Source organism: Anabaena sp. PCC 7108 (assembly GCF_000332135.1).
Taxonomy (GTDB): domain Bacteria; phylum Cyanobacteriota; class Cyanobacteriia; order Cyanobacteriales; family Nostocaceae; genus Anabaena.
The window spans coordinates 4,355,937-4,376,591 of the sequence record NZ_KB235896.1 but is presented as its reverse complement, the minus strand read 5'-3'; the positions used below and the strand labels follow the sequence as shown (position 1 = coordinate 4,376,591).

Genomic DNA, 20,655 nt, shown 5'->3' with positions numbered 1-20,655 from the left:
CCATACTTCTCGTTCCCATACTTCTCGTTCCCATACTTCTCGTTCCCATACTCTGTATGGGAATGAATTCTAGAAGGCTCTGCCTTCAATGATAGACGAGGCAGAGCCTCTGTGATAGCATTCCTAGTCAGAGACTGGGAACGAGATATGAGGGGGTTAGGGTTAGGGTTTTTTTTAGCTATACCTGAGAAGAAAAGCAATTTTTTCCTTAAAGCTCATAGAATAGAAAGGTTGTATTGATATCCTAGGAAATATTATGTCCCGTCGTTGTGAACTAACTGGTAAAAAAGCCAATAATGCTTGTTCCGTCTCCCACTCCAACCGTCACACCAAGCGCCTACAACACGTTAATCTGCAAAGTAAGCGTGTTTGGTGGGCAGGTGGTAATCGCTGGGTGAAAATGAAACTATCCACCAAAGCCATCAAAACCTTAGAAGTCAAAGGTTTAGAAGCAATGGCTAAAGAAGCTGGTATTAACCTCAACCATTACTAAAGTTACGCCCCAACCCTTATTTCTTGGCACTTGCCAGAATTAGCAAATGTTGATTTGCACCAACAGCCTCCCCATTTAGGGAGGTTGCGGCTTTTTTGGCTAATTTAGTTAAAATGGACAGATGTACAGACGGAGAGATTCATTCCCACACTCTATATGGAAAGTAGAAGAACAAGAAGAAGTAGAGACGTTACATGGAACGTCTCTACATTCGTTTTTCTCAGATATCTAATTTATTTTTTACCTTTAGTGATATTTTTTCCTTGAAAACTGGGTAATATAACCTTGCAGTCTTCATAGAAACTTTATGAATTTACATTGAAAATAACATTAACTTGCGTACAATTACTCAAAAAAAGCCACAAAAATCAGCTATTTTTGTATAAATAAGGGTCAAAAATTCAGTAATTTCCAGATGCGAATCAAGATTTCAACAATGTTATAACTAAAATCAGCAGTCTAAGTGTGTAAATACTTGATTCATTAACTTAGTTAATAGCCCAGAATACAACATTTACATAAAAAATCGTCTGGATATTTGTCTGCAAAATAAATTGTTAGGCAAACTTGCAGATATCGACAAAAAATTAAAAATACCTACCACATTACTTGACAAAGGGAGCAGCTATGTCTCAAAAACGTTATCCAGTCAAGGCATTCATAAGAATATCCAAAAAAATCTACCGTAAGTTTTTCCAAACCACTAAAAAACAACTTATTTGGCTACTCAGAACCGTTTTTGGCGTTAACAAAAAGACAGAAGCGGCTAATGCTGGTTTTGTGTTGCCAACGGTGGTAATGGTATCTATAGTAGTTGTTCTCCTGACCATTGCAATTATGTTTCGGTCTTTTGACCGGGCTAAAAATGCCAGCAATGTTCGCGTTAATCAAGCTGTTCTTACTGCCTCCACACCTGCCCTTGATAGAGCTAGAGCTAAATTAACCAAGTTATTTAATGACAAAAGACTACCACGATCTACACCAAGTGATAAAGCATTAGATGGTGTTTTAGCAGACAAAGATACCATTAAAGAATACACATTTGGTGATGAAACGCTTCTAGAACTTACTAATCCAGAAGATACAACAGAAAAATTACAAACAGCGTGGCGATTCCCGGTTGATACTGATAGCAACGGTAAATTTGATAGCTACACTTTATATGGGATTTACTATAAAAATCCTGAGTTGAATAACAATCAAACTCAATATAAAACCGAAAGAACTTCTTTACAGGCTAGATCAACACCTATGACTTTTGCAAGTATAGGTTCTTCCTGTGCCAATGCCGGAGATAGTAGTGCAAGTTTAGTCGGTGTCAATGGTTGGTTCCAGAGTACCAAGTCATTAAGACTAGTTAAGGCATTCTTTGTTTATACAGCGACGGTACCAATAACAGAAACAGACGAAACAAAGCTTCCTGATCAAGAAAACTATGAACCTAATAAAAATAGAGGTTTCTCCGCTCTAGAATATGAACAAGACAAAGTTCAGCAATCTCTAGTTAACAACGCAGTCGTTTATGAAGATGACCTGATATTAACTCCTGGTAGTGACTTTAGACTCAATGGTAGAATCATTACTAATAGCAATTTTTTAACTGGTTCAGGCTCAGGAAATATCAGGTTATATCAAGTTAGCAGCAAGGCTTCCTGCTTTTACGATGGTGAGAACGCTAAAGTTACAGTTGGTGGCAATATAGCTAGTGGTTCATTTACAGACAATGCCACTGGTAAATATACTGAGTTTGATTTATTTCCAGGAAAAAATGCTGATCCTTCAAAAGTATCACTCCAAAATAACGAATCAGTCAAAAGCTCGGATATACCTACATCTAAAATAGCTTACAACAACCTGGCTTATGCACAGCGTCTCAACCGATTAGTGAAAGCGTATACAGATGATAATCCTATCGCTGTCAATGCTAGTTATGCTACTTATGAGAGTACAAGTAATGACCCATCAGAAGTAACACAAGCTGTTGAAAGTTTCAACCCCACGCCGGCGGAAATACCAGATATACGTGATGAACAGTTAGAGATTTACTTTAGAAAACGGACTCGACGTGTACCCTTCAACGAAGTCGATTTTGGCGGAGATGCTTTAGGTGGTTTTGCTACAAACAAACCATACCAAACTACTAATAGTGATCCTGATTCACTACGTCCAATAGATGCTTGGGCTTTTCCTACAAAACCCACTGATGGCATCACAGAGACTGGCTTTGCCACATTGAAACTCAATACCAATGGGACTCTACTTGAACCTCCAGCAACCGAACCTGCTTACCAGAACGTCGAGGGAAAAGAACCTCTCTTAGGAGATAGAGTTAGAGTTGGTAATAACTTACCTCAATTGTGGTGGAAGACTTCAGACCCAAAAAATCCCAAATTCACGCCTCAGTTTGTTGGACCCGAATCCATAGATACTCAAACTATAAGTGGTATTGACTGGGACAACTTCGATCCCGAACAACCTGACACCAAAAAAGGTCGCTATCGTCTCTCGCGCGTACAGACATTAGTTGATGTGGGATCTACCGACAGAGATAGAGGTTGGGAACTAGACGCTGCAAGAATCCCAGAAAACCCTCAAGATCCTGTAGGTGGATTACGAGTAGTTACAGGTGCAGGGATTTATTTGCGTAAAGTTGATTCAACTACCACTACTGATTTCACCACAGCTTCTACGAAAATTTGGTCGGATATGATGCCTGTATTTGATGAAGTGTCATCCCCCCAAACCTCTTATCCCTATTGGATGTATGATCCAGAGATTAAATTTACAAAGGGTACACCTGAAGCAGAAGATTTACCATACTTAAAGATGCGGGCGACGGCGGTTTATCACTACAACCCCACTGATTATAACCAAAACTCTCCAAAGCCTATAGCCTGTGTCAGTAGCTTTTATGACCCGACCAACAGCACCACAGCTAAGAATAAAACTGGATTACCTTCCTGGACTGCTCCTCCTGGTTTTGGTGGTGGTACTGATGTTACTGTTACTGGTGGTAAATCCAATAATGGTATAGTTTATGGACCACCTACTAAAACCGTTAGTAGTTATCTACCATTGTTAACTTACCAGTCGAACTTAAAATATAAAAATGAACGTTCCATAGATGATGGACTTCTCAAAACAGCTTTAGCAACAACAGCAACAGAGCGCACTCTTTCACAACAATCTACAATTGATGCGGCCATTTGCGCCCTCCAGATTTTAGATAAGAGTATCTCACCTAGTAATGCTGTTATTCCTCACGGTGCAATTTTTGAAACTGCCTTTTTGGATGCCAGGCAGGTAAAAGCAATTCATAAAAATAAAACGGGAACATTAGAAACCTTCACTAATATTGATGGTGGAGCAGACCCAGACCCAGAATATAATCTTCCTCTCAAGGACAGACAACCTCTAGAAATTCGGGCTACTGTCCTAGACATGAACTTACTCCGCACAACAAAAATTGCTGGAAAGTCAGCAGCACAAGAATATTTACTTCCCAATAGTGGCATTATCTACGCTACCCGCGATGATGCCCTACCAGATGTAACTGCCCCTAAAACCCTAAAGGAAACGGCGAGAAAGCTAGAAAGTACAGTAGATTACAAACTTGACCCGACTCGTCGCCCTAATGCCATTATGCTTGTCAATGGGTCGAAACTCTGGCGCGAAAAAATTTATCGAGACGCAGAGAAAGGTTTGATTTTAGCTACCAATTTACCTGCGTATATCAAAGGTAACTTTAACTTACATGGTGACTTTGCTGGCGGTACCCAGGAGGAATTCACAGACATAAAACTAGAAACAGATACTACTTGGAATAAATTTTACGATCGCAAAACTCTCAATAATAATTTTGCCTGTCGAGAAGATGATCCCAGGTTGCCCAAATGTACAACTGGTGATGAATGGCGTTCTGCGGCTGTAATTGCTGATGCTGTTACTTTGCTTTCCAATAACTTCAGGTTAGGCTTCCGCAATGAGGGAGACTATGACTGGAATAATAACTTGGGGGATGGTGATTCAATTAGTAATCGGACGTTCGGTAGTAATAAAAACTTCCTGTTTAATACTTACGCTCCGGTAATACCAGACCCAGCAAAACCCTATGTTCAATCAGATACAGAATTCAAAAAGAGATTTGGCACAACAGATCCTTATCTCCCCATAGACCTTGACACCGATGTCTCTAGCCCTGGTTTTCAGGGCAGTTCTTACTTGAATAATTTTGTCACCCCTGTTGTCAGACAAAAAGTAGCCTTCGATTTTGTGTCTGAAGTTTGCCCGGAAACAGATATTAGTCTATGTACAAACCCCAAAAGTTGGGCAATTACTAATGTTGGCAACGTCAAGAACTATAAAGACCAGGGACAAAGTAATTGGGGAAAGGGCATTGTCGGTCAGGAAATGACTTCAATAAAAACTGGCTCCCTGGGTCAAGAACCTAAAAATGATTGGGCAAATCCAGATTTTCCCAGAAGAATAGCTTATCAACGAGATCCCGTAACAGGTAATATAGTTACTCCTAATAAGAAGATATACGGAGTAGGTGCAGATGGTACAATTCAACTATTTGACGAAGCGTGCTTCACTCAGGGAACATGTACTACCCCACCACCACTAACCGCTCCTGCTGTCTATGTACCTTCGTTACGGCAGATTAGTGGCCAATGGCAACCAATTTTACAGATCAATAACCCCAAGGGTCTTGCTACTTCCACAAAAGATGGCAGCAGAATTTTTGATAAACTAGATTACAGATGGTTGCAAACTGCTAACGCAACTACGTTCAACCTAATCATAGCTGCTGGGGATACTCCTGGTCGTTCCAAAGAAGATAATGGCGGTCTACACAACTATCCCCGCTTTCTGGAACACTGGTATCCTGAATTTGGTACTGATGGGAAAACTATTAGTCAGGCGATCGCAGCGAAGATTAATGGTATTTTCTTACAATTGAAGAAAAGCGCCTATGCTACAGCACCATACTTAACCAGTTTAACGACTGATAATGATACTGGTAATCCTGCCACTAATCTTTTATACAACACTGGTAACGCACCTGTAACCAACACCCTAGGCAGAGTTCCTTTCTCTTACCCACCGACACGTCTGTGGGGTTATGATGTCGGACTCCTTTCCCAGTCACCAGACTTATTTGCCCAAAAATTAGTTCAACCAGTAGGTGATTTACCTAATGAATATTTCCGGGAAGTTGGCAAAGATGATAAATGGGTACAAACTTTGTTGTGTGCTAACAAGCTGAAAGACAATGGTAATGGTACTACTAGCACCGATGGCTACGCAATTGACAAAGATCAGCGTCCTCCTAGTTGCCAATAATAGACATCTACACAAAAGTAGAGACGTTCAATGGAATGTCTCTACAAAGGTTCTAGGAAATGCACATTTAATTTTCATTTAACTTCAATGCCGATTAGGTGTAAACAAAATTATGATTCACCATAAACAATTCAAAATTAAACACAGTTTCAGTAAGGGTCTAAATCAGATTCTGAAACACAACAATAGTAAAGATGATGGCTTCACTATTATTGAGTCATTAGTGGGGATGCTTGTTGCTTCTCTGTTGGTTGCATCCATAGCACCCATGATACTTTTATCCACCGCTACCCGTCTTCAATCTCGCCGTGTTGAACAAGGGTCGCAAGCTGCAAAATCATTTATTGATGCAGTCAGGTCTGGAAGAATCGCAGTACAATCCAGTGATAGTACTGATGAATATATAAAGACTATCAATGCTGAATTTAAAAAGTATGATCCGTCAGATGAAAACACAAAAAGAAGTCTGGAAAAGAACCCCGGTGATTATTTAATCAATGATACGGACGATAAGGAGATGCCCGCTCCCCAAGATGCAACAGGGCTATATTGTTTTCAGACAGATGGTTTTATTCGTACTCCTTTTAATTGTGCTAACGACTCAAATAATCAAAAAGATCAGTTTTACATTCAAGCCAGTCGAATTATTGTAGAAAATTCAGGACCAGAAGATGGCTACCGTTTAGCAGTTAGAGTATATCGAAAAGATGTTGACTTCGATCAAACTGTTGTAGCCAGTGTAGCCAGCATTGAACCCAGCAAAAAAACACAAACCATTGTCACTAACGGATTAGGTAATAAACAAGCCCCAGTTATAGAATTGACTGCGGATGTTATTAAAAACAACACAACCTTTCTGGCTTTATGTAGTCGTTTGGGCAATGCAGCAGAAAAAGATTGTCAAAACTAGTTTGGAAGTTTTTCAGCACAGCATCTATCTATTAAAAAGAGGTTAAATCTATGTTTAAAACAATCACATTTTTACTTAGAGGATTTATTAAATCTCCCAGGGTAAATAATCAAGTTGAAGGTTTTACCCTGATTGAATTGTTGATAGCTTTGACAATGGCATTTTTAATCCTGACACCATTACTAGGATTAGTGGTTAATATTGCCACTACAGATCAAAAAGAACAAGCCAAGGCAACTTCTGAACAAGAAATCCAAACAGCAATGGATTTCATTGCCCGCGATTTACAACAAGCTGTCTATATCTATGATGACCGGGGAGTTGAAAAGACCAACAGTCCTACTAACCCCCTCGAAAGTGGTATTAAAGATTCTCTGCCTGTTGTTACCAATGGATTACCCGTATTAGTTTTTTGGAAGCGGGAAATAGTTAAAGAGGTGATTCCTAATGATGGTGCAATTAAAGATGATGCCTTCAGATATTCCTTAGTAGCCTATTATTTGATTACTAATACTAATAATACTGATAAGACGTGGTCTAAAACCGCACGTATTGCTAGATGGGAAATTAAGGATGGTGTACGGAGCATAAATATTAATGTTGGTGAGCCGTGTACTGATTCATACAATAAAGAGACTAAATTTGTGAGTAAAGAGTATTGCCCTGATGACGGTTTTGTGCCATTCGACCTTGATTCAACATCAGGTAACGTAACTCAAAAAATGAAACTCTGGAAAGGAGATAAAACAAAATATAAAGCTACACCCCAAGTACTGATTGACTATATCGATCAAACTATTCCCGAAACTCCAACTGGAAATATTCCTGATCTAACACGACAATGCCTGACTGACTATAATATTACTACCAGTACTACTAGTACTAGTAAACAACCAAAAGTAATACCCAGCAATACAACATCACCAAGCAGCTTTTATGCTTGTGTTAGTAATTATGAAGATAGTACCAAGATAGGGCAAGTGATAACTACAGCACAAGTTTTTATCCGCGCCAATGCCTTAGCAAGAGTCCAAAGCAGCGATATAACTTACTCAGATAAAAACAAAGCAACCTACTTTCCTTCAGTTAACACAATCGTGCAAGCACGGGGGTTTTTATACACAAAGTAAACAATTCAAAATAAAATTACAGCGTGTTTAAATACTTTTCGTTATCAAAGGATTGATCATGAATTTACTACAATTGCCCAGCAAAAATATCAAGAATAAATATCATTGTCTTGCACCTGAAGCAGATCAGAAAAATGCTGGTTTTACCTTAATAGAACTTTTAGTATCGCTGCTAATTGCAGGAATTTTATTAGCAGTTATGGCTCCTGGTTGGTTGGGATTTGTGCAAAGACAGCGGCTAAATAAAGCCTTTGACGGCGTTGTTTCTGCTGTGCGACAAGCACAGACGGAAGCTAAAAATAAGAAACTTACCTATAGCGCGAGTTTTAGAAACAACAATAATATCCCTCAATATGTCGTTTATCCTGTTACTACCGTACCTTCAGATGATAGTTGGAAGCGTCTAGCTACTGACCTTGAAGCCAATCAAGTCTTATTGTATACCAATCTTACTACTCTTCCGTCTCCGCTTACGCCTACGTCTAAGATTGTTTATAATACAACAGTTACTGGTAAGAGCATATCTACTACACCAGCTTCTGGAACCATTACTTTTGACTACACGGGTGCTTTGGCAAGCAAGAATAGTGGCAGTAATGCTGATACAGATTTAATAGTTATGGTAGCTATACCTAATGCCGGAACTAATACTCCTAGTGGGTCAAAACGCTGCATTTTCGTAAGAACACTGATAGGAGGTACACAAACAGCTACAGGTACAGATTGTAAGGCCAACTAATTAGTAGTAAGAATTTTAGAAAAGTCTAGTAATAATACTGTATATAAAATAGCCACGAAGATACCACAATATAAAGATTGGGTAAAGTTTGAGGTTCAATCCATTTATGAATAATTGCCTTAATTTTACAGTAGCTATTCCCACCTACAATGGTGAACATCGTTTACCTGAGCTACTAGAACGCCTGCAAAAGCAACTAAAAACTGAGCATTTATCTTGGGAAATAATTGTTGTTGATAATAACAGCACAGATAAAACAGCCGAAGTTGTTCGCACCTATCAAAAAAATTGGCGCTGTCCTTATGCTTTAAAATACTGCTTTGAGCCAAAACAAGGTGCAGCACACGCGAGAAAAAAAGCAATAGCAGAATCAGAAAGTGAACTAATTGGTTTTCTAGATGATGACAATTACCCTAACTCAAATTGGGTAGCAGCAGCTTATAATTTTGCTCAAAAATATCCCCAAGCAGGGGCGTATGGTAGTCAAATTCACGCAAACTGGGAAATAAAACCACCCGAAAACTTTCAAAAAATTGCCCCATTTTTAGCAATTACAGAACGAGGAAATTTACCTCTTCTATATAAACCAACAAAAAAATTACTACCACCTTCAGCAGGACTTGTTGTCCGCAAAGAGGCTTGGATAGATAACGTACCAATTGACCCTATTTTAACTGGTAGAGTCAAAGGTAATATGCTAACTGGTGAAGATTTAGAAATGTTATCTTATATCCAAAAAAGTGGCTGGGAAATTTGGTACAACCCGGAGATGGAAATTTATCATCAAATTCCCAGTTCACGCTTAAAAAGAGAGTATCTAATCCCATTTTTTAGAGGTATTGGACTTAGCCGTTATGTGACTAGAACAGTAAATATAAAGCCTTACTTAAAACCGTTTGCTGTTGTAGCTTACATGATCAATGACTTTCGTAAAATTTCTTTACACTGGCTTAAATATCGAACCAAATTAAAAACTGATTTAGTAGCTGCTTGTGAGTTAGAACTGTTTTTAGGTAGCTTAATTAGCCCATTTTATCTTTGGTTAAATGGCTATTTAAAGGAGTTTTAATGACGTTTTAACTCAGAAGCTATTTTCAGAATATTTAATTAAATTAGTAAATAAACCCCAGCAACCTAACTTCTGTAGCTACACAAGCCAAGACAGACTTTGCTTGTAGGATTTTTTATGCTTTACAGTAGCAAAGGGTAAGTTGTTTTGATTCAATAAATTGGATAATTTATTGTTTGGATTTCTTGGACTGCAAATAGAAAGATTGTCTCTACACCAATATTCAAAAGTATTCAAAGATGAATGCATACATAAAAATATATTTAGCAAAGAATAAACAAACTTTAAGTAATAACTATAATAGTGGATTTACTTTGCTAGAAATGATAACCGTGGTTTTATTAATCGGCATATTATCGGCGATAGTAGCACCCGGTTGGGTGAGTTTTATGAACACTCGCCGGTTGAACATTGCCCAAAATCAGGTATATAATGCAATGCGACAAGCTCAAAGTGAAGCCAAAAAGGAAAAATTGACTTGGCAAGTGAGTTTTAGAGAACAAGATAATATAGTTCAATGGGCTGTTCATCTTGCTAGTGTAAGTCCATCAAAGGCTAACTGGAATAACTTAGATTCTAATATCCGTTTAGATAATGAAACAACCTTACAACTATCTCAGGGCGTTCGACAAATCCAATTTGATTATCTGGGTAGTGTAAGAAAGCCACCATTAGGAAGAATTACGCTGTCTCATAAGTCTGGTGGAAAAGCCAAAAGATGTGTATTTGTTTCTACTATTTTAGGAGCTATGCGAACTGCAAAAGAGCAACCTAAAGCCAACGGAGATGGAGATTTTTGCTATTAAAAATTTTGCTTTGCTCAACCTAACTCAATACTTGTCGGTTAAGCTCAAAAAATAGAATTAAGTAGGTTGGGTTAAGGAACGCAAACCAACATTTATAACCATTTGTTGGGTTGCGCTATCGCTTAACCCAACCTACAAAAAAATGGCGAAGGTATGGGAATAATTTAGAGATTTTGTATGCAATGTCTCTAGATTCTTTATAGTGTTTTATTATGGTCAATTATAAAGATATAGCAGTTTGATTTATGTAAGGGTTTAGCACTGCTAAACCCCTACCCATAAAGGCTGTTCTTTTACGGAATTTGTAGCAAGCTATCAAAAATCAAATAGTAGTCCTATATGAAATCATTGCTAAACGCTCAACAACACCTAATTATTTTCAGCCGCTATCCAGAACCAGGGACGACAAAAACAAGACTCATACCTGTTTTAGGTAGGGTTGGTGCTGCTAATCTGCAAAAGCAGATGACCGAACATACAATTTTGCAGGTACAGGAATTGCAAAAAGTAGCTGCGGTATCTGCACAAGTGCGGTTTGCGGGGGGTAATTTGCAACTTATGCAAGATTGGCTGGGGTTAGATTTGGTTTACCAGACTCAAGGAGATGGAGATTTAGGTCAACGTTTGGTGCGATCGCTTGAGGATGCTTTTCAAAATAGTGCAGAATATGTAATTATCATTGGCACTGACTGTCCTGGAGTAAATTCACAAATTTTAGCAACCGCCTTTGAGAAACTACAGGTTTTTGACATGGTGGTTGGCCCTGCAATTGACGGTGGATATTACTTAATTGGGTTACAACGAGTCATCCCAGAGTTATTTTCTGATATCGCCTGGGGAACGGCTCAAGTATACCAACAGACTATAGAAATCGCTTTAAAGCTGAACTTATCATCTTTTCACTTACCTGCTTTGGCCGATATTGACCGTCCAGAAGATTTAGCTATTTGGGAACAAACACTAGTGAGTGATGTCAGGGAAGAAGACAAGCAGCGGGGGGCTTGAAATCAGGACTTACCATTTATTCTGTTATTACATCTCAAAATAGATAGAAATAGAAATAATATTAGTGAAGCAGCATCAATAACCACCTTGGCGGTTGCCATAACACAGATTATAGTTAGTATTATGGTATAGTTTAAAACCAAAAATCTGGCAAGATATAATCAAGCCGCTCTTTGGATAGGCAATCTGATACTTATATCAAAAAGGTGGTTAAGACCACAGTAAGTACCCATTAGATGGGTTTTCTGCACCAAGAGTTGTAACTTTATAAATAGCAAACAGTTTTATTCACAACGAATTTACAAAAATATGGTTAACCGAGTTGCTGCATCAAATACTTCACTCACACTTAAGGTGGTGGGGATAGTTTGTATTTTGTCTTTTTTTGTTGATTTCCTAATTCTTTTATTAGGTTTTAGTCCCACTAATAAGCAATCACAAATTACCTTGGTAACAGCCTTAGTTGACCGAGGAATCGTTCCCTTAGTGGGGTTAGGGGTTTTATTGGCTGGATATTGGATAGATGAATCAACAAGTGACCGTCCCCAAGGTATTGATTTAAGATTTCCTGTCCTGATCATTTCCAGCTTATTAGGTTTAATGTTCTTACTAATTTTTCCCCTGCACCTTAACAACGTGCGTCAAGCCAGCACCCAAACAGTAACTCAGATTTCTCAAGAAGCCCAGCAAGCAGAAACTCAACTGGATAACCAGTTATCCCAAATTCAAGAGCAACTAAACAACGCTCAGGCCAAAGCTCAGTTAGAACAAGCACGAACTCAGTTGAAAACTCAAATTACTGAACTACTCAAAGACGAACAGAAATATAAACAAGCACTTAATAACCCTCAACTTCCGGCAGACCAAAAGGATTTACTTCAGAAAGCCAAAGCAAATCCCCAAGAACTTGATAAATTGATTGCTCAACGAACAGATCCTCAAGAAGTCGCTAATCAAAGACGTAGTCAAATTCGCCAGCGCAAAGAAGAAGTAGAAAAACAAGCTAAAGACAATGCTTGGAAATCTGGACTCAGAATTGGTTTCAGCAGCTTACTTTTGTCCATTGGTTATATCGTTATCGGTTGGACAGGATTAAGGGGTATGGGTTCTTTACAAGGTGCAAAACGTAAGGCTCCAGCGCGTTAATCTACTAGGCGTTAAGTAAATTGCCCTCTGACTATAAGTCAGGGGCTATACAAACCAAGTATGCCTAAGCGGAATCATACATATACCCTAAACCAGTACGCTTTGCTTGTATAAGTAATTTATGGTAGGAAACAGGGAACAGCAATTTCATTCCTGTTCAAAAATGTCTAAATAATTCTACTTAATCACTTAATTAAAGCTACAAATTCATCACCGCGTCCCTGCGTCCCTGCATCTCCGCGTCCCTGTATCCTCCCGTCCCTGCGTCTCTTTGTGACTGAGCATTAGTGGCTGATTAGGAATCACTTCAAATCGCTAAAAAACCGGAATGTTCTCAATTTACATACTCACATATAACGAAGAATTAGATATTGCTGCTTGTATCGAGTCAGCACTTTTATCAGATGACATAATTGTTGTAGACTCTTGCAGTAGCGATCGCACCATAGAAATCGCCAGTCGTTATCCTATTCGAGTCATCCAACATCCTTTTGAAAGCCACGGGAAACAACGCACCTGGATGTTAGAATCTGTCCTCCCTAAACATGAATGGGTGTACATTCTCGAAGCCGACGAACGCATGACACCAGAACTTTTTGCTGAATGTGTCGCCGCCACTGAAAATCCCGACTATATCGCCTACTACGTTGCGGAAAGGGTAATGTTTATGAATCGTTGGATTCGCTACAGCACCCAATATCCCCGTTACCAATTGCGACTTTTTCGCCATGGTAAAGTCTGGTTTACAGACTATGGTCATACGGAACGGGAAGTGTGTAATGGTGCAACAAGCTTTTTAAAACAAACATATCCTCATTACACTTCTAGTAAAGGCTTGAGCCGCTGGATAGAAAAGCATAACCGTTATTCTACAGATGAAGCGAAAGAAACTTTGTATCAATTAGAAAATGGAGAAGTGATCTGGCGAGATTTATTTTTTGGTAAATCAGAAGTAGAAAGACGACGCGCCCTCAAAGATTTATCGTTGCGTGTACCCGCTAGACCATTAATCCGTTTTGTGTATATGTATTTTTTCTTGGGTGGCTGTTTAGACGGAAACCCTGGTTTAGCTTGGTGTACCTTGCAAGCATTTTATGAATACCTAATTTTGCTCAAAGTCTGGGAAATGAAATATTTGCCCACACCGAGCTTAGTAGCTGACAAAGCTAAAAATGACGACTAAATTAATTTTTTTAACAAAACTTAATTTTTGCAACCTGCGCCTGGGAAGTTGTGACCTAATTCATCAGTCACCAGATATCCTGAGTCTATCTATTGCTGTTTATAATTATGAGCATCTGATGATATAGCACGTTAGGATTAGTATTATCTAAGAAACTTGCAACAATCATTTACAAGTATTACAAAGAAAAGTAACACTAGTGAAGAATCCAGCACTGATGCTTTCCTGCGGAAGATAGGTTGAATATTCTAGGTGAATTAGTCCTGACAGCTTTTAGGGATTATGAATACCAATCACAAAAATTGTAATAGCCAAAAAAAGGAGAACAGGGGCTTGGTAATTGAACGCCTAAAACAGGACTTAAAGAATGACCTGATTGCTGGTTTGTTAGTGGTGATTCCTCTAGCAACTACCATCTGGCTGACTATTACTATTGCCAGTTGGGTAGTTAACTTCCTCACCCAAATCCCGAAACAGCTAAATCCCTTTGATGGCTTACATCCTATATTAGTGAATGTACTGAATTTGGTAGTGGGATTGGCTGTACCACTACTGAGTATCCTGCTCATTGGTTTGATGGCTCGGAATATAGCTGGTAAATGGTTGCTAGACTTTGGTGAGCGTTTATTGCAAGCGATTCCCTTAGCTGGTCAGGTATACAAAACCCTCAAGCAACTATTGGAAACAATACTTAAAGATTCCAATGGCAAATTTCGGCGTGTGGTTTTACTAGAATATCCCAGACGAGGAATTTGGGCGATCGCATTTGTCACCGGTGCAATTAGCAGTGATATCCAAGCTCAAATGCCCACTCCCATGTTGAGCGTTTTTGTTCCTACCACCCCCAACCCTACCACTGGATGGTATGCAGTAGTCCCAGAAAACGAAGTAGTCAACCTTTCACTATCTGTGGAAGATGCTTTTAAAATAGTAGTCTCTGGTGGGATTGTTTCCGCCAATACACCCCTATCACCTGCAATTTCACCAAAATCAGTATTACCTCTAGGAACCGAAAATCATGTGATTCCTGTGGAAAAACCCTAAAATCAACAATCTAAACTTCCTAGTCAAATTCAGTAAATTGTGATTTATGGCGGTTCTCGGTTGAGTGAGGTACAAAAACCCCACACCTCACCCCCAGCATGGAAGGGGCTGTGATGTATCTCATGTGATTAGGAAACGATATAAAGATGCAAAACTTGATATAATTATGAGTTTGCTCCTTTTAGTTAATCACTCCCCCCATTATGCAACCTCGTAAACCTCAGCAAATAGCACGGGAATTGGCCTTATTAAGCCTCAGCCAGTTACCAATCAACCCCAAAAAATTAGATAAACTACCAGATGAACAATTAGTAGCCAAATTGGTACTTGGCGCAGTACGCACTCTGACAACAGAAGTGCAAGATACTCTAAATAATGCAGCTGGTGAACTGCAACGCAGCAATGATCGCCTTTTAACTAGCCAAACTAGGGCTTCAGACCTAAATACAGCTAGAACCATGCTCCAAGAAGCGATCACTTACACCCAAACAGCCATTAATCAATTGGGTACAGCCGTTGATTTTCCTGAATTAATTCAATTAGCGAATCAAGACAAAGACGTTCGTAATTACGCCAAACAAATTATCATCACCGTCTACGAAAACCGGAGTCTCATCGATACACTTGTTTCTGAAGCCTTAGTAGATTGGCAAGTCAGTCGCCTCGCGCAAATTGACCGCGATATCTTGCAAATAGCTGTAGCAGAAATGAAATTGATGGGAGTTCCCGCCAGTATTGCCATCAACGAAGCTGTAGAATTAGCCAAGCGCTACAGTGGAGATGAAGGACATCGTTTTATTAATGGTGTGCTGCGCCGAGTCACAGAACATAAACAGACGGCCTAGGGTGTTGTCCTCACTTCACCAGTTTCATGTATAGGTTCCAAGTGAGGATAACCCACTTTCTGGCCAGGAAAAGGTGGGAAATTAAATTAAACTAAGAACTAATAACTGATAATTTCCTAATTTACTAAATAATATAGTACTGCTGCAATGGTTTTTAATTGGTTCCGCCGTCAACATAACGATACTCCCGATACCCCCGAACAACAGCCACAGGGGGAAACTCAGCCTACAGAAGAAATACCACCAGAACCATCCGCAGCAGCTACGCCAGACACGGCGGACTTGTTGGCGTTTGCTAAAGCTGCATACAAAAATATTCAGCAAAAACAACAATCTCAAATAGAAGAAACAACAGAAACCCCAGCGGCGGAAGTCACCCAATCAACCATAGCGGAAGATACATCGGTTATTGAAGAATCAGCCCCAGTCGCGGTAATTGCCGAAACAACAGCAACCCCAGCAGAGGAAGTTACCCCATCAACCGCAGATGAAGAGATATCTGTTATTGAAGAATCAGCCCCAGTCGCGGCAATTCTAGAAACAACAGAAATTTCCAGCCCGGAAGCCACAGTCAGCGAGGCACAACCAGCTACCTTATCCTTTTTAGAACGGGCAGCCGCCGAAAGACAAGCCAAACAGGAAAGATTGATAGCCAACGCGATTGAAGTTGAAGAACCAGTAATCACACCAACTCCGGCATCAACTACACCAGAAATAGAAGCAGAAATTCCGGAAATAGAATTTGATGATGGGTTTGTCTGGTCAGTGGAAGTTTTAGCAGCCCAAGGTAGACGGGCGGAAGATGTTTCTATAGAAGAAATTACCTGGCTGAAAAAGCTTCGCCAAAGTTTAGATAAAACTAGGCGCAATATCCTTAACCAACTCAAGTCAATTGTTGGTCAGGGTCCTTTAAATCAAGCTGCTGTTGCAGAAATTGAGGCGTTACTTCTGCAAGCAGATGTAGGTGTAGAGGCGACAGATTTTATTATTGATGCTTTACAGAAAAAACTGCGGGACGAAATCACCCCACCAGAACAAGCGATCGCATACTTGAAACAAATCCTTCGAGATATGCTAGATACACCAACTCAAACATTGCCAAAATCTAGCTTTGCCCCAGAAAAAGACAACCTCACCATTTGGTTAATTACAGGGGTGAATGGTGCAGGTAAAACCACCACAATCGGTAAAATTGCCCATTTAGCCCAAAAATCTGGTTATAAATGCTTGATTGGTGCGGCTGACACCTTCCGCGCGGCTGCTGTAGAACAAGTAAAAGTCTGGGGAAGCAGAAGTGGTGTAGAAGTAATTGCCAATCCGGGGAAGAACACAGACCCCGCCGCAGTTGTCTTTGATGCGATCGCCGCAGCCCAATCACGGGAAACCGAATTGCTATTAATAGATACCGCTGGGCGACTGCAAAACAAGAAAAACTTAATGGACGAATTGAGTAAAATCCGCAGAATTATTGACAAAAAAGCCCCCAATGCTCATGTAGAATCTCTCTTGGTTCTAGATTCTACCTTAGGACAAAACGGACTCCGACAAGCTGAAGTCTTTTCCCAAGCAGCCCAACTGAGCGGTGTAGTCTTAACTAAGCTAGATGGCACAGCCAAAGGAGGTGTGGCTCTGGCCGTTGTTAAGCAATTGGGTTTACCGATTCGTTTTATCGGTGCAGGAGAAGGAATTGAAGACCTGCGCCCATTCTCTAGCTATGAATTTGTAGAAGCGTTATTAAATGGCTAGTACTGCTTTGCGTAATTCGTAATTCGTAATTCGTAATTCGTAATTCGTAATTCGTAATTCGTAATTCGTAATTCGTAATTCGTAATTAGGGCTTGCTTAATAAAGCTAAAACTTAGATATATCAAGAGTTTGAAGGTGAAAAAGGTAAATCAGGTGCAAGGAATAAGCGTTGAAACTAGCAAAAACCTATCACTTAACCAGATTCAAGACTATTCTTCTCTTCTTCTAATTCTTCCTCTGGTCACTGAGCGTAGTCGAAGTGCTGACTCCTGACTCCTGACTCCTGACTCCTGACTCCTGACTCCTGACTCCTGACTCCTGACTCCTGACTTCTAGCCCTAACCAAAAGACTTTTATGGCTTACGCCACGCTACGCTATCAGCAAGCCCTAATTATTGGACATTTTGGCAATGGGAACGCCCGAATTTCTAAAATAATTGTTTTTTACAATTAATCGCTAACTTCTGTTAGAATTGCACACTAAAGCTCTATTTTTAAGTTACCAAGTGGTTTCTTAAATGCATCTATACTGTTGCTTGGCTATCACAGAAGGTATCCTCAAAAAATAAAGTGGTGTCAGTAAGCTAGATTAACACTCTAAACTTTACTCACTGATTTTGTTTGCCAATTGACGCGCAAATACTTTTTTTGAGTTATTTAGCAATTTAAATTGTCAACGAACTCATCAAGAAACTCACTAAAAATACATCCTGTTCCTTAATCCCTGATTGTCGATATTTACTCTGTAAGATGAAAAGACAATTTTGCTAACAATAAACTTTTATTTCTCAAGGTATATGAATTGCTAATTTAGTTATGAAAAAATGAAAAGCCGTTTAGCATATCATCAAAATTACAGTTTGTGACTGTTTTATTTTTGACAAATAAATATATTTCTGTAAAATGGTCATAAATTACCAAAAATGTAATAAGCGAATGCAATACTGACAAACATTATTTACTAAGTCTTTCTACTCTTGCTAAAATCAATAATTTTGTCCAATATGATTTAGCAATGCCAAAAACCAAGGATTTATAAGAAATCATAAATCTGCTGATCTAAAAAGCAATAGCATATCTGCCTGTGTCTCAAGTTCCTTCTCACCCAACTGAAAGTAATAGTAGTGCCGCGACAGATGTCACTCCAGTCGTGGCACTGAAAGAACTTGTGGCCAGGTTACACCGAGAACAAAACAAAATTCAAGATTTGCTCAGTTCTTTAGGATTTGCCCTCAGAAGTTTTAATAATCTGAATCAGTTTTTGGAATTGATTCCACTCATGGCCACAAGAGTTACCGACGCAGAAGGTAGCGCTTTATTTCTTTATAAACCTAATGGTCAAATTAGGTTAGAACAACTGCATTGGCAAGATACTCAGCAACGAAAAAATATTAGAAAAGCTCTGGAAACTGCCAGCAGTCAAATTACACTTTTACCAAATTCTGTGCCGCTAACAGCAACCACAGGGATTTTGGATGATGAGATGCATCGCTATTTGGGGCCAGATGTGCAAATTTTTGGCACAGCTATTTTAGTTAAGCATACAGAAAGGGGATGGCTCTATGTATTGAGCCGTGATCCACAATATAGTTGGACAGAAACTAGACAAAAGTTAGTTAGGTTAGTTGCAGATCAAACAGCCGTAGCAATTGAAAATGATGAACTAGCGGTAGAACTGAGAAAAAAAGAACGTCTAGATCAAGAATTAGAAATTGGGGCAGAAATTCAACGGCGACTTTTACCGCGTCAATGTCCTAGTATTCCCGGTGTAGTTTTGGCTGCACGTTGTAAACCGGCTAATCGTGTGGGTGGAGATTATTATGATTTTATTCCCACAAATCACAAACAGTTACAACCACATAAATACATTAGTGCCGAAGAAGCTTGTTGGGGTTTGGTAATTGGGGATGTGATGGGTAAAGGTGTTCCCGCAGGATTGATTATGACGATGATGCGGGGAATGCTACGGGGGGAAGTATTACATGGCAATTCTCCTGCTGGAATTCTCCAAAATTTGAATCGAGTTATGTATGCAGATTTGGAAAATTCTCACCGCTTTATCACGATGTTTTACTCGGAATATAACCCTGTAACGCGGGTTTTATCCTACAGTAATGCAGCACATAATCCTCCTTTTTGGTGGCACGCAGCGACGAAAACTGTTAGCCGGTTGGATACTATAGGGATGCTGATTGGTTTGGATGCTAATAGCCAATATGAAGATGCCCAAGCGCAGTTAGAGCCAGGAGATACAGTTATTTATTATACAGATGGTTTGACTGATGCAGCAGCGGCTGGGGGCGATCGCTTTGATGAAGAAAATTTTATCACTTCTTTTAACTTTGCTTGCCGTTATTGCAATAATCCACAGGAAATTGTTGATTATTTGTTTGATAAAGTTCAGGAATTCATCGGACCAGATAAGCAAAATACTGATGATATGACAATGGTGGTTTTACAGATTTTGTGATGGGTTAAGGTAAGAATTCGATGTCCAGAATTTGAGTCACTGTGTAAGGTAAATCTGCTGGAAAGATATCTTGGGAGATTCCAGTTTCGTTGCTTGCTAGTTTTTTTCCTCTGCGGTAGCAATCAGCTAAAACTTCTTCTAGATAAGGGTTAAGACTGGGACTATCTTGCAGTAAATCTTCAATGCGGTTTCGTTGTTCTGCGATTGTATTTTGCCAAGAGCCACTTCGCAAACTGGGCTGATATTGCCATTTTAGCAAATGCTGTAACAATACCTCCAATCGGCTTTTCAACTCTCTTCGGTCTGACCTTCCCAAGCTTTCAATCTCCTCAACCACCGCTTCCCAATCTACACCATCCCATTTTCCTGCACGGATTAATTCAGCCGTTTGCTGTGTCCATGCTACAAAATCAGTATCATACAACTGGATTGCTTTCTTGGAAATAGAAACCATGATGTTTTTGCAATCTTGTTTGGATGGGTTATTAATTTACTATTTTAACTCTGAGTCAGTAAAAGAATTTGTATAGGACTGGAAATACAAGGTACTAGAAGATAGATCCTCTATTTTTTTGAGAAGTCGGGTATTTGGGTATGATTCCATTTCAGGAAGGTTATAAACAAGATCACGAGAAACAATAATCAGTGATTTCACCGTAATAATACGGTGTCCATCTTGCGTGGGATAATTTATTTTCAGTATTATAGATAGAAATAAACGCA

The 20,655-nt window shown here is 39.4% G+C and carries 15 protein-coding genes; 14 read left to right on the top strand and 1 reads right to left on the bottom strand.

Annotated elements, in window-relative coordinates:
- Positions 1-256: 256 nt before the first annotated feature.
- The 14 genes from rpmB (at position 257) to ANA7108_RS0120465 (ending at position 19,932) form a co-directional block, all read left to right on the top strand.
- Positions 257-493 carry a 50S ribosomal protein L28 gene (rpmB, locus tag ANA7108_RS0120530; protein WP_016952702.1) on the top strand — a complete coding sequence of 79 codons (237 nt, stop codon included), beginning with the start codon at positions 257-259 and terminating at the stop codon, positions 491-493.
- A gap of 627 nt (positions 494-1,120) precedes the next feature.
- Complete coding sequence (hpsA, locus tag ANA7108_RS0120525; protein WP_016952701.1) at positions 1,121-5,839, top strand: hormogonium polysaccharide biosynthesis protein HpsA; 4,719 nt, start codon at positions 1,121-1,123, stop codon at positions 5,837-5,839.
- Between the two features lie 112 nt (positions 5,840-5,951).
- Positions 5,952-6,749 carry a hormogonium polysaccharide secretion pseudopilin HpsB gene (gene hpsB, locus ANA7108_RS0120520; protein ID WP_016952700.1) on the top strand — a complete coding sequence of 266 codons (798 nt, stop codon included), beginning with the start codon at positions 5,952-5,954 and terminating at the stop codon, positions 6,747-6,749.
- A 50-nt stretch (positions 6,750-6,799) separates the two neighbouring features.
- Entirely contained in the window at positions 6,800-7,879 is a 1,080-nt protein-coding gene (gene hpsC / locus ANA7108_RS0120515) for a hormogonium polysaccharide secretion pseudopilin HpsC (protein WP_016952699.1), read from the top strand.
- 58 nt (positions 7,880-7,937) lie between these two features.
- Positions 7,938-8,618, top strand: coding sequence for a prepilin-type N-terminal cleavage/methylation domain-containing protein (locus ANA7108_RS0120510; protein ID WP_016952698.1), 681 nt, complete (start codon positions 7,938-7,940; stop codon positions 8,616-8,618).
- 106 nt (positions 8,619-8,724) lie between these two features.
- Complete coding sequence (hpsE, locus tag ANA7108_RS0120505) at positions 8,725-9,687, top strand: hormogonium polysaccharide biosynthesis glycosyltransferase HpsE (RefSeq protein ID WP_016952697.1); 963 nt, start codon at positions 8,725-8,727, stop codon at positions 9,685-9,687.
- Positions 9,688-9,926: 239 nt separating this feature from the next.
- Positions 9,927-10,493, top strand: a complete 567-nt coding sequence (locus ANA7108_RS0120500) for a Tfp pilus assembly protein FimT/FimU (RefSeq protein WP_016952696.1) — start codon at positions 9,927-9,929, stop codon at positions 10,491-10,493.
- Between the two features lie 339 nt (positions 10,494-10,832).
- A complete protein-coding gene (locus ANA7108_RS0120495) occupies positions 10,833-11,498 on the top strand; it encodes a TIGR04282 family arsenosugar biosynthesis glycosyltransferase (RefSeq protein WP_016952695.1) in 666 nt (221 codons plus the stop codon).
- 309 nt (positions 11,499-11,807) lie between these two features.
- The gene (locus tag ANA7108_RS0120490) at positions 11,808-12,644 is read left to right on the top strand and encodes an HpsJ family protein (protein ID WP_016952694.1); all 837 of its coding nucleotides are present in this window, start codon (positions 11,808-11,810) and stop codon (positions 12,642-12,644) included.
- A 328-nt stretch (positions 12,645-12,972) separates the two neighbouring features.
- Positions 12,973-13,827: a glycosyltransferase family 2 protein gene (locus tag ANA7108_RS0120485; protein ID WP_016952693.1), complete on the top strand. Its 855-nt coding sequence runs from the start codon at positions 12,973-12,975 to the stop codon at positions 13,825-13,827.
- Positions 13,828-14,109: 282 nt separating this feature from the next.
- Positions 14,110-14,871 carry a DUF502 domain-containing protein gene (locus ANA7108_RS0120480; RefSeq protein WP_016952692.1) on the top strand — a complete coding sequence of 254 codons (762 nt, stop codon included), beginning with the start codon at positions 14,110-14,112 and terminating at the stop codon, positions 14,869-14,871.
- A gap of 203 nt (positions 14,872-15,074) precedes the next feature.
- The gene (nusB, locus tag ANA7108_RS0120475) at positions 15,075-15,716 is read left to right on the top strand and encodes a transcription antitermination factor NusB (RefSeq protein ID WP_016952691.1); all 642 of its coding nucleotides are present in this window, start codon (positions 15,075-15,077) and stop codon (positions 15,714-15,716) included.
- A 147-nt stretch (positions 15,717-15,863) separates the two neighbouring features.
- Positions 15,864-17,462 carry a signal recognition particle-docking protein FtsY gene (gene ftsY / locus ANA7108_RS0120470; protein ID WP_016952690.1) on the top strand — a complete coding sequence of 533 codons (1,599 nt, stop codon included), beginning with the start codon at positions 15,864-15,866 and terminating at the stop codon, positions 17,460-17,462.
- Positions 17,463-18,540: 1,078 nt separating this feature from the next.
- Positions 18,541-19,932, top strand: coding sequence for a PP2C family protein-serine/threonine phosphatase (locus tag ANA7108_RS0120465; RefSeq protein ID WP_026104337.1), 1,392 nt, complete (start codon positions 18,541-18,543; stop codon positions 19,930-19,932).
- 4 nt (positions 19,933-19,936) lie between these two features.
- On the opposite strand, the gene ANA7108_RS0120460 is transcribed toward ANA7108_RS0120465, so the two are convergent.
- The gene (locus tag ANA7108_RS0120460; protein WP_016952688.1) at positions 19,937-20,386 is read right to left on the bottom strand and encodes a DUF29 domain-containing protein; all 450 of its coding nucleotides are present in this window, start codon (positions 20,384-20,386) and stop codon (positions 19,937-19,939) included.
- Positions 20,387-20,655 lie beyond the last annotated feature (269 nt).

Bases quoted from the DNA above. Each gene is read 5' to 3' on its own strand.
- hpsC (WP_016952699.1), top strand. From the start codon at position 6,800: ATGTTTAAAACAATCACATTTTTACTTAGAGGATTTATTAAATCTCCC.
- ANA7108_RS0120500 (WP_016952696.1), top strand. From the start codon at position 9,927: ATGAATGCATACATAAAAATATATTTAGCAAAGAATAAACAAACTTTA.
- ANA7108_RS0120510 (WP_016952698.1), top strand. From the start codon at position 7,938: ATGAATTTACTACAATTGCCCAGCAAAAATATCAAGAATAAATATCAT.
- ANA7108_RS0120485 (WP_016952693.1), top strand. From the start codon at position 12,973: ATGTTCTCAATTTACATACTCACATATAACGAAGAATTAGATATTGCT.
- hpsA (WP_016952701.1), top strand. From the start codon at position 1,121: ATGTCTCAAAAACGTTATCCAGTCAAGGCATTCATAAGAATATCCAAA.
- hpsE (WP_016952697.1), top strand. From the start codon at position 8,725: ATGAATAATTGCCTTAATTTTACAGTAGCTATTCCCACCTACAATGGT.
- ANA7108_RS0120460 (WP_016952688.1), bottom strand. From the start codon at position 20,386: ATGGTTTCTATTTCCAAGAAAGCAATCCAGTTGTATGATACTGATTTT.
- ANA7108_RS0120480 (WP_016952692.1), top strand. From the start codon at position 14,110: ATGAATACCAATCACAAAAATTGTAATAGCCAAAAAAAGGAGAACAGG.
- nusB (WP_016952691.1), top strand. From the start codon at position 15,075: ATGCAACCTCGTAAACCTCAGCAAATAGCACGGGAATTGGCCTTATTA.
- ftsY (WP_016952690.1), top strand. From the start codon at position 15,864: ATGGTTTTTAATTGGTTCCGCCGTCAACATAACGATACTCCCGATACC.
- hpsB (WP_016952700.1), top strand. From the start codon at position 5,952: ATGATTCACCATAAACAATTCAAAATTAAACACAGTTTCAGTAAGGGT.
- rpmB (WP_016952702.1), top strand. From the start codon at position 257: ATGTCCCGTCGTTGTGAACTAACTGGTAAAAAAGCCAATAATGCTTGT.
- ANA7108_RS0120490 (WP_016952694.1), top strand. From the start codon at position 11,808: ATGGTTAACCGAGTTGCTGCATCAAATACTTCACTCACACTTAAGGTG.
- ANA7108_RS0120495 (WP_016952695.1), top strand. From the start codon at position 10,833: ATGAAATCATTGCTAAACGCTCAACAACACCTAATTATTTTCAGCCGC.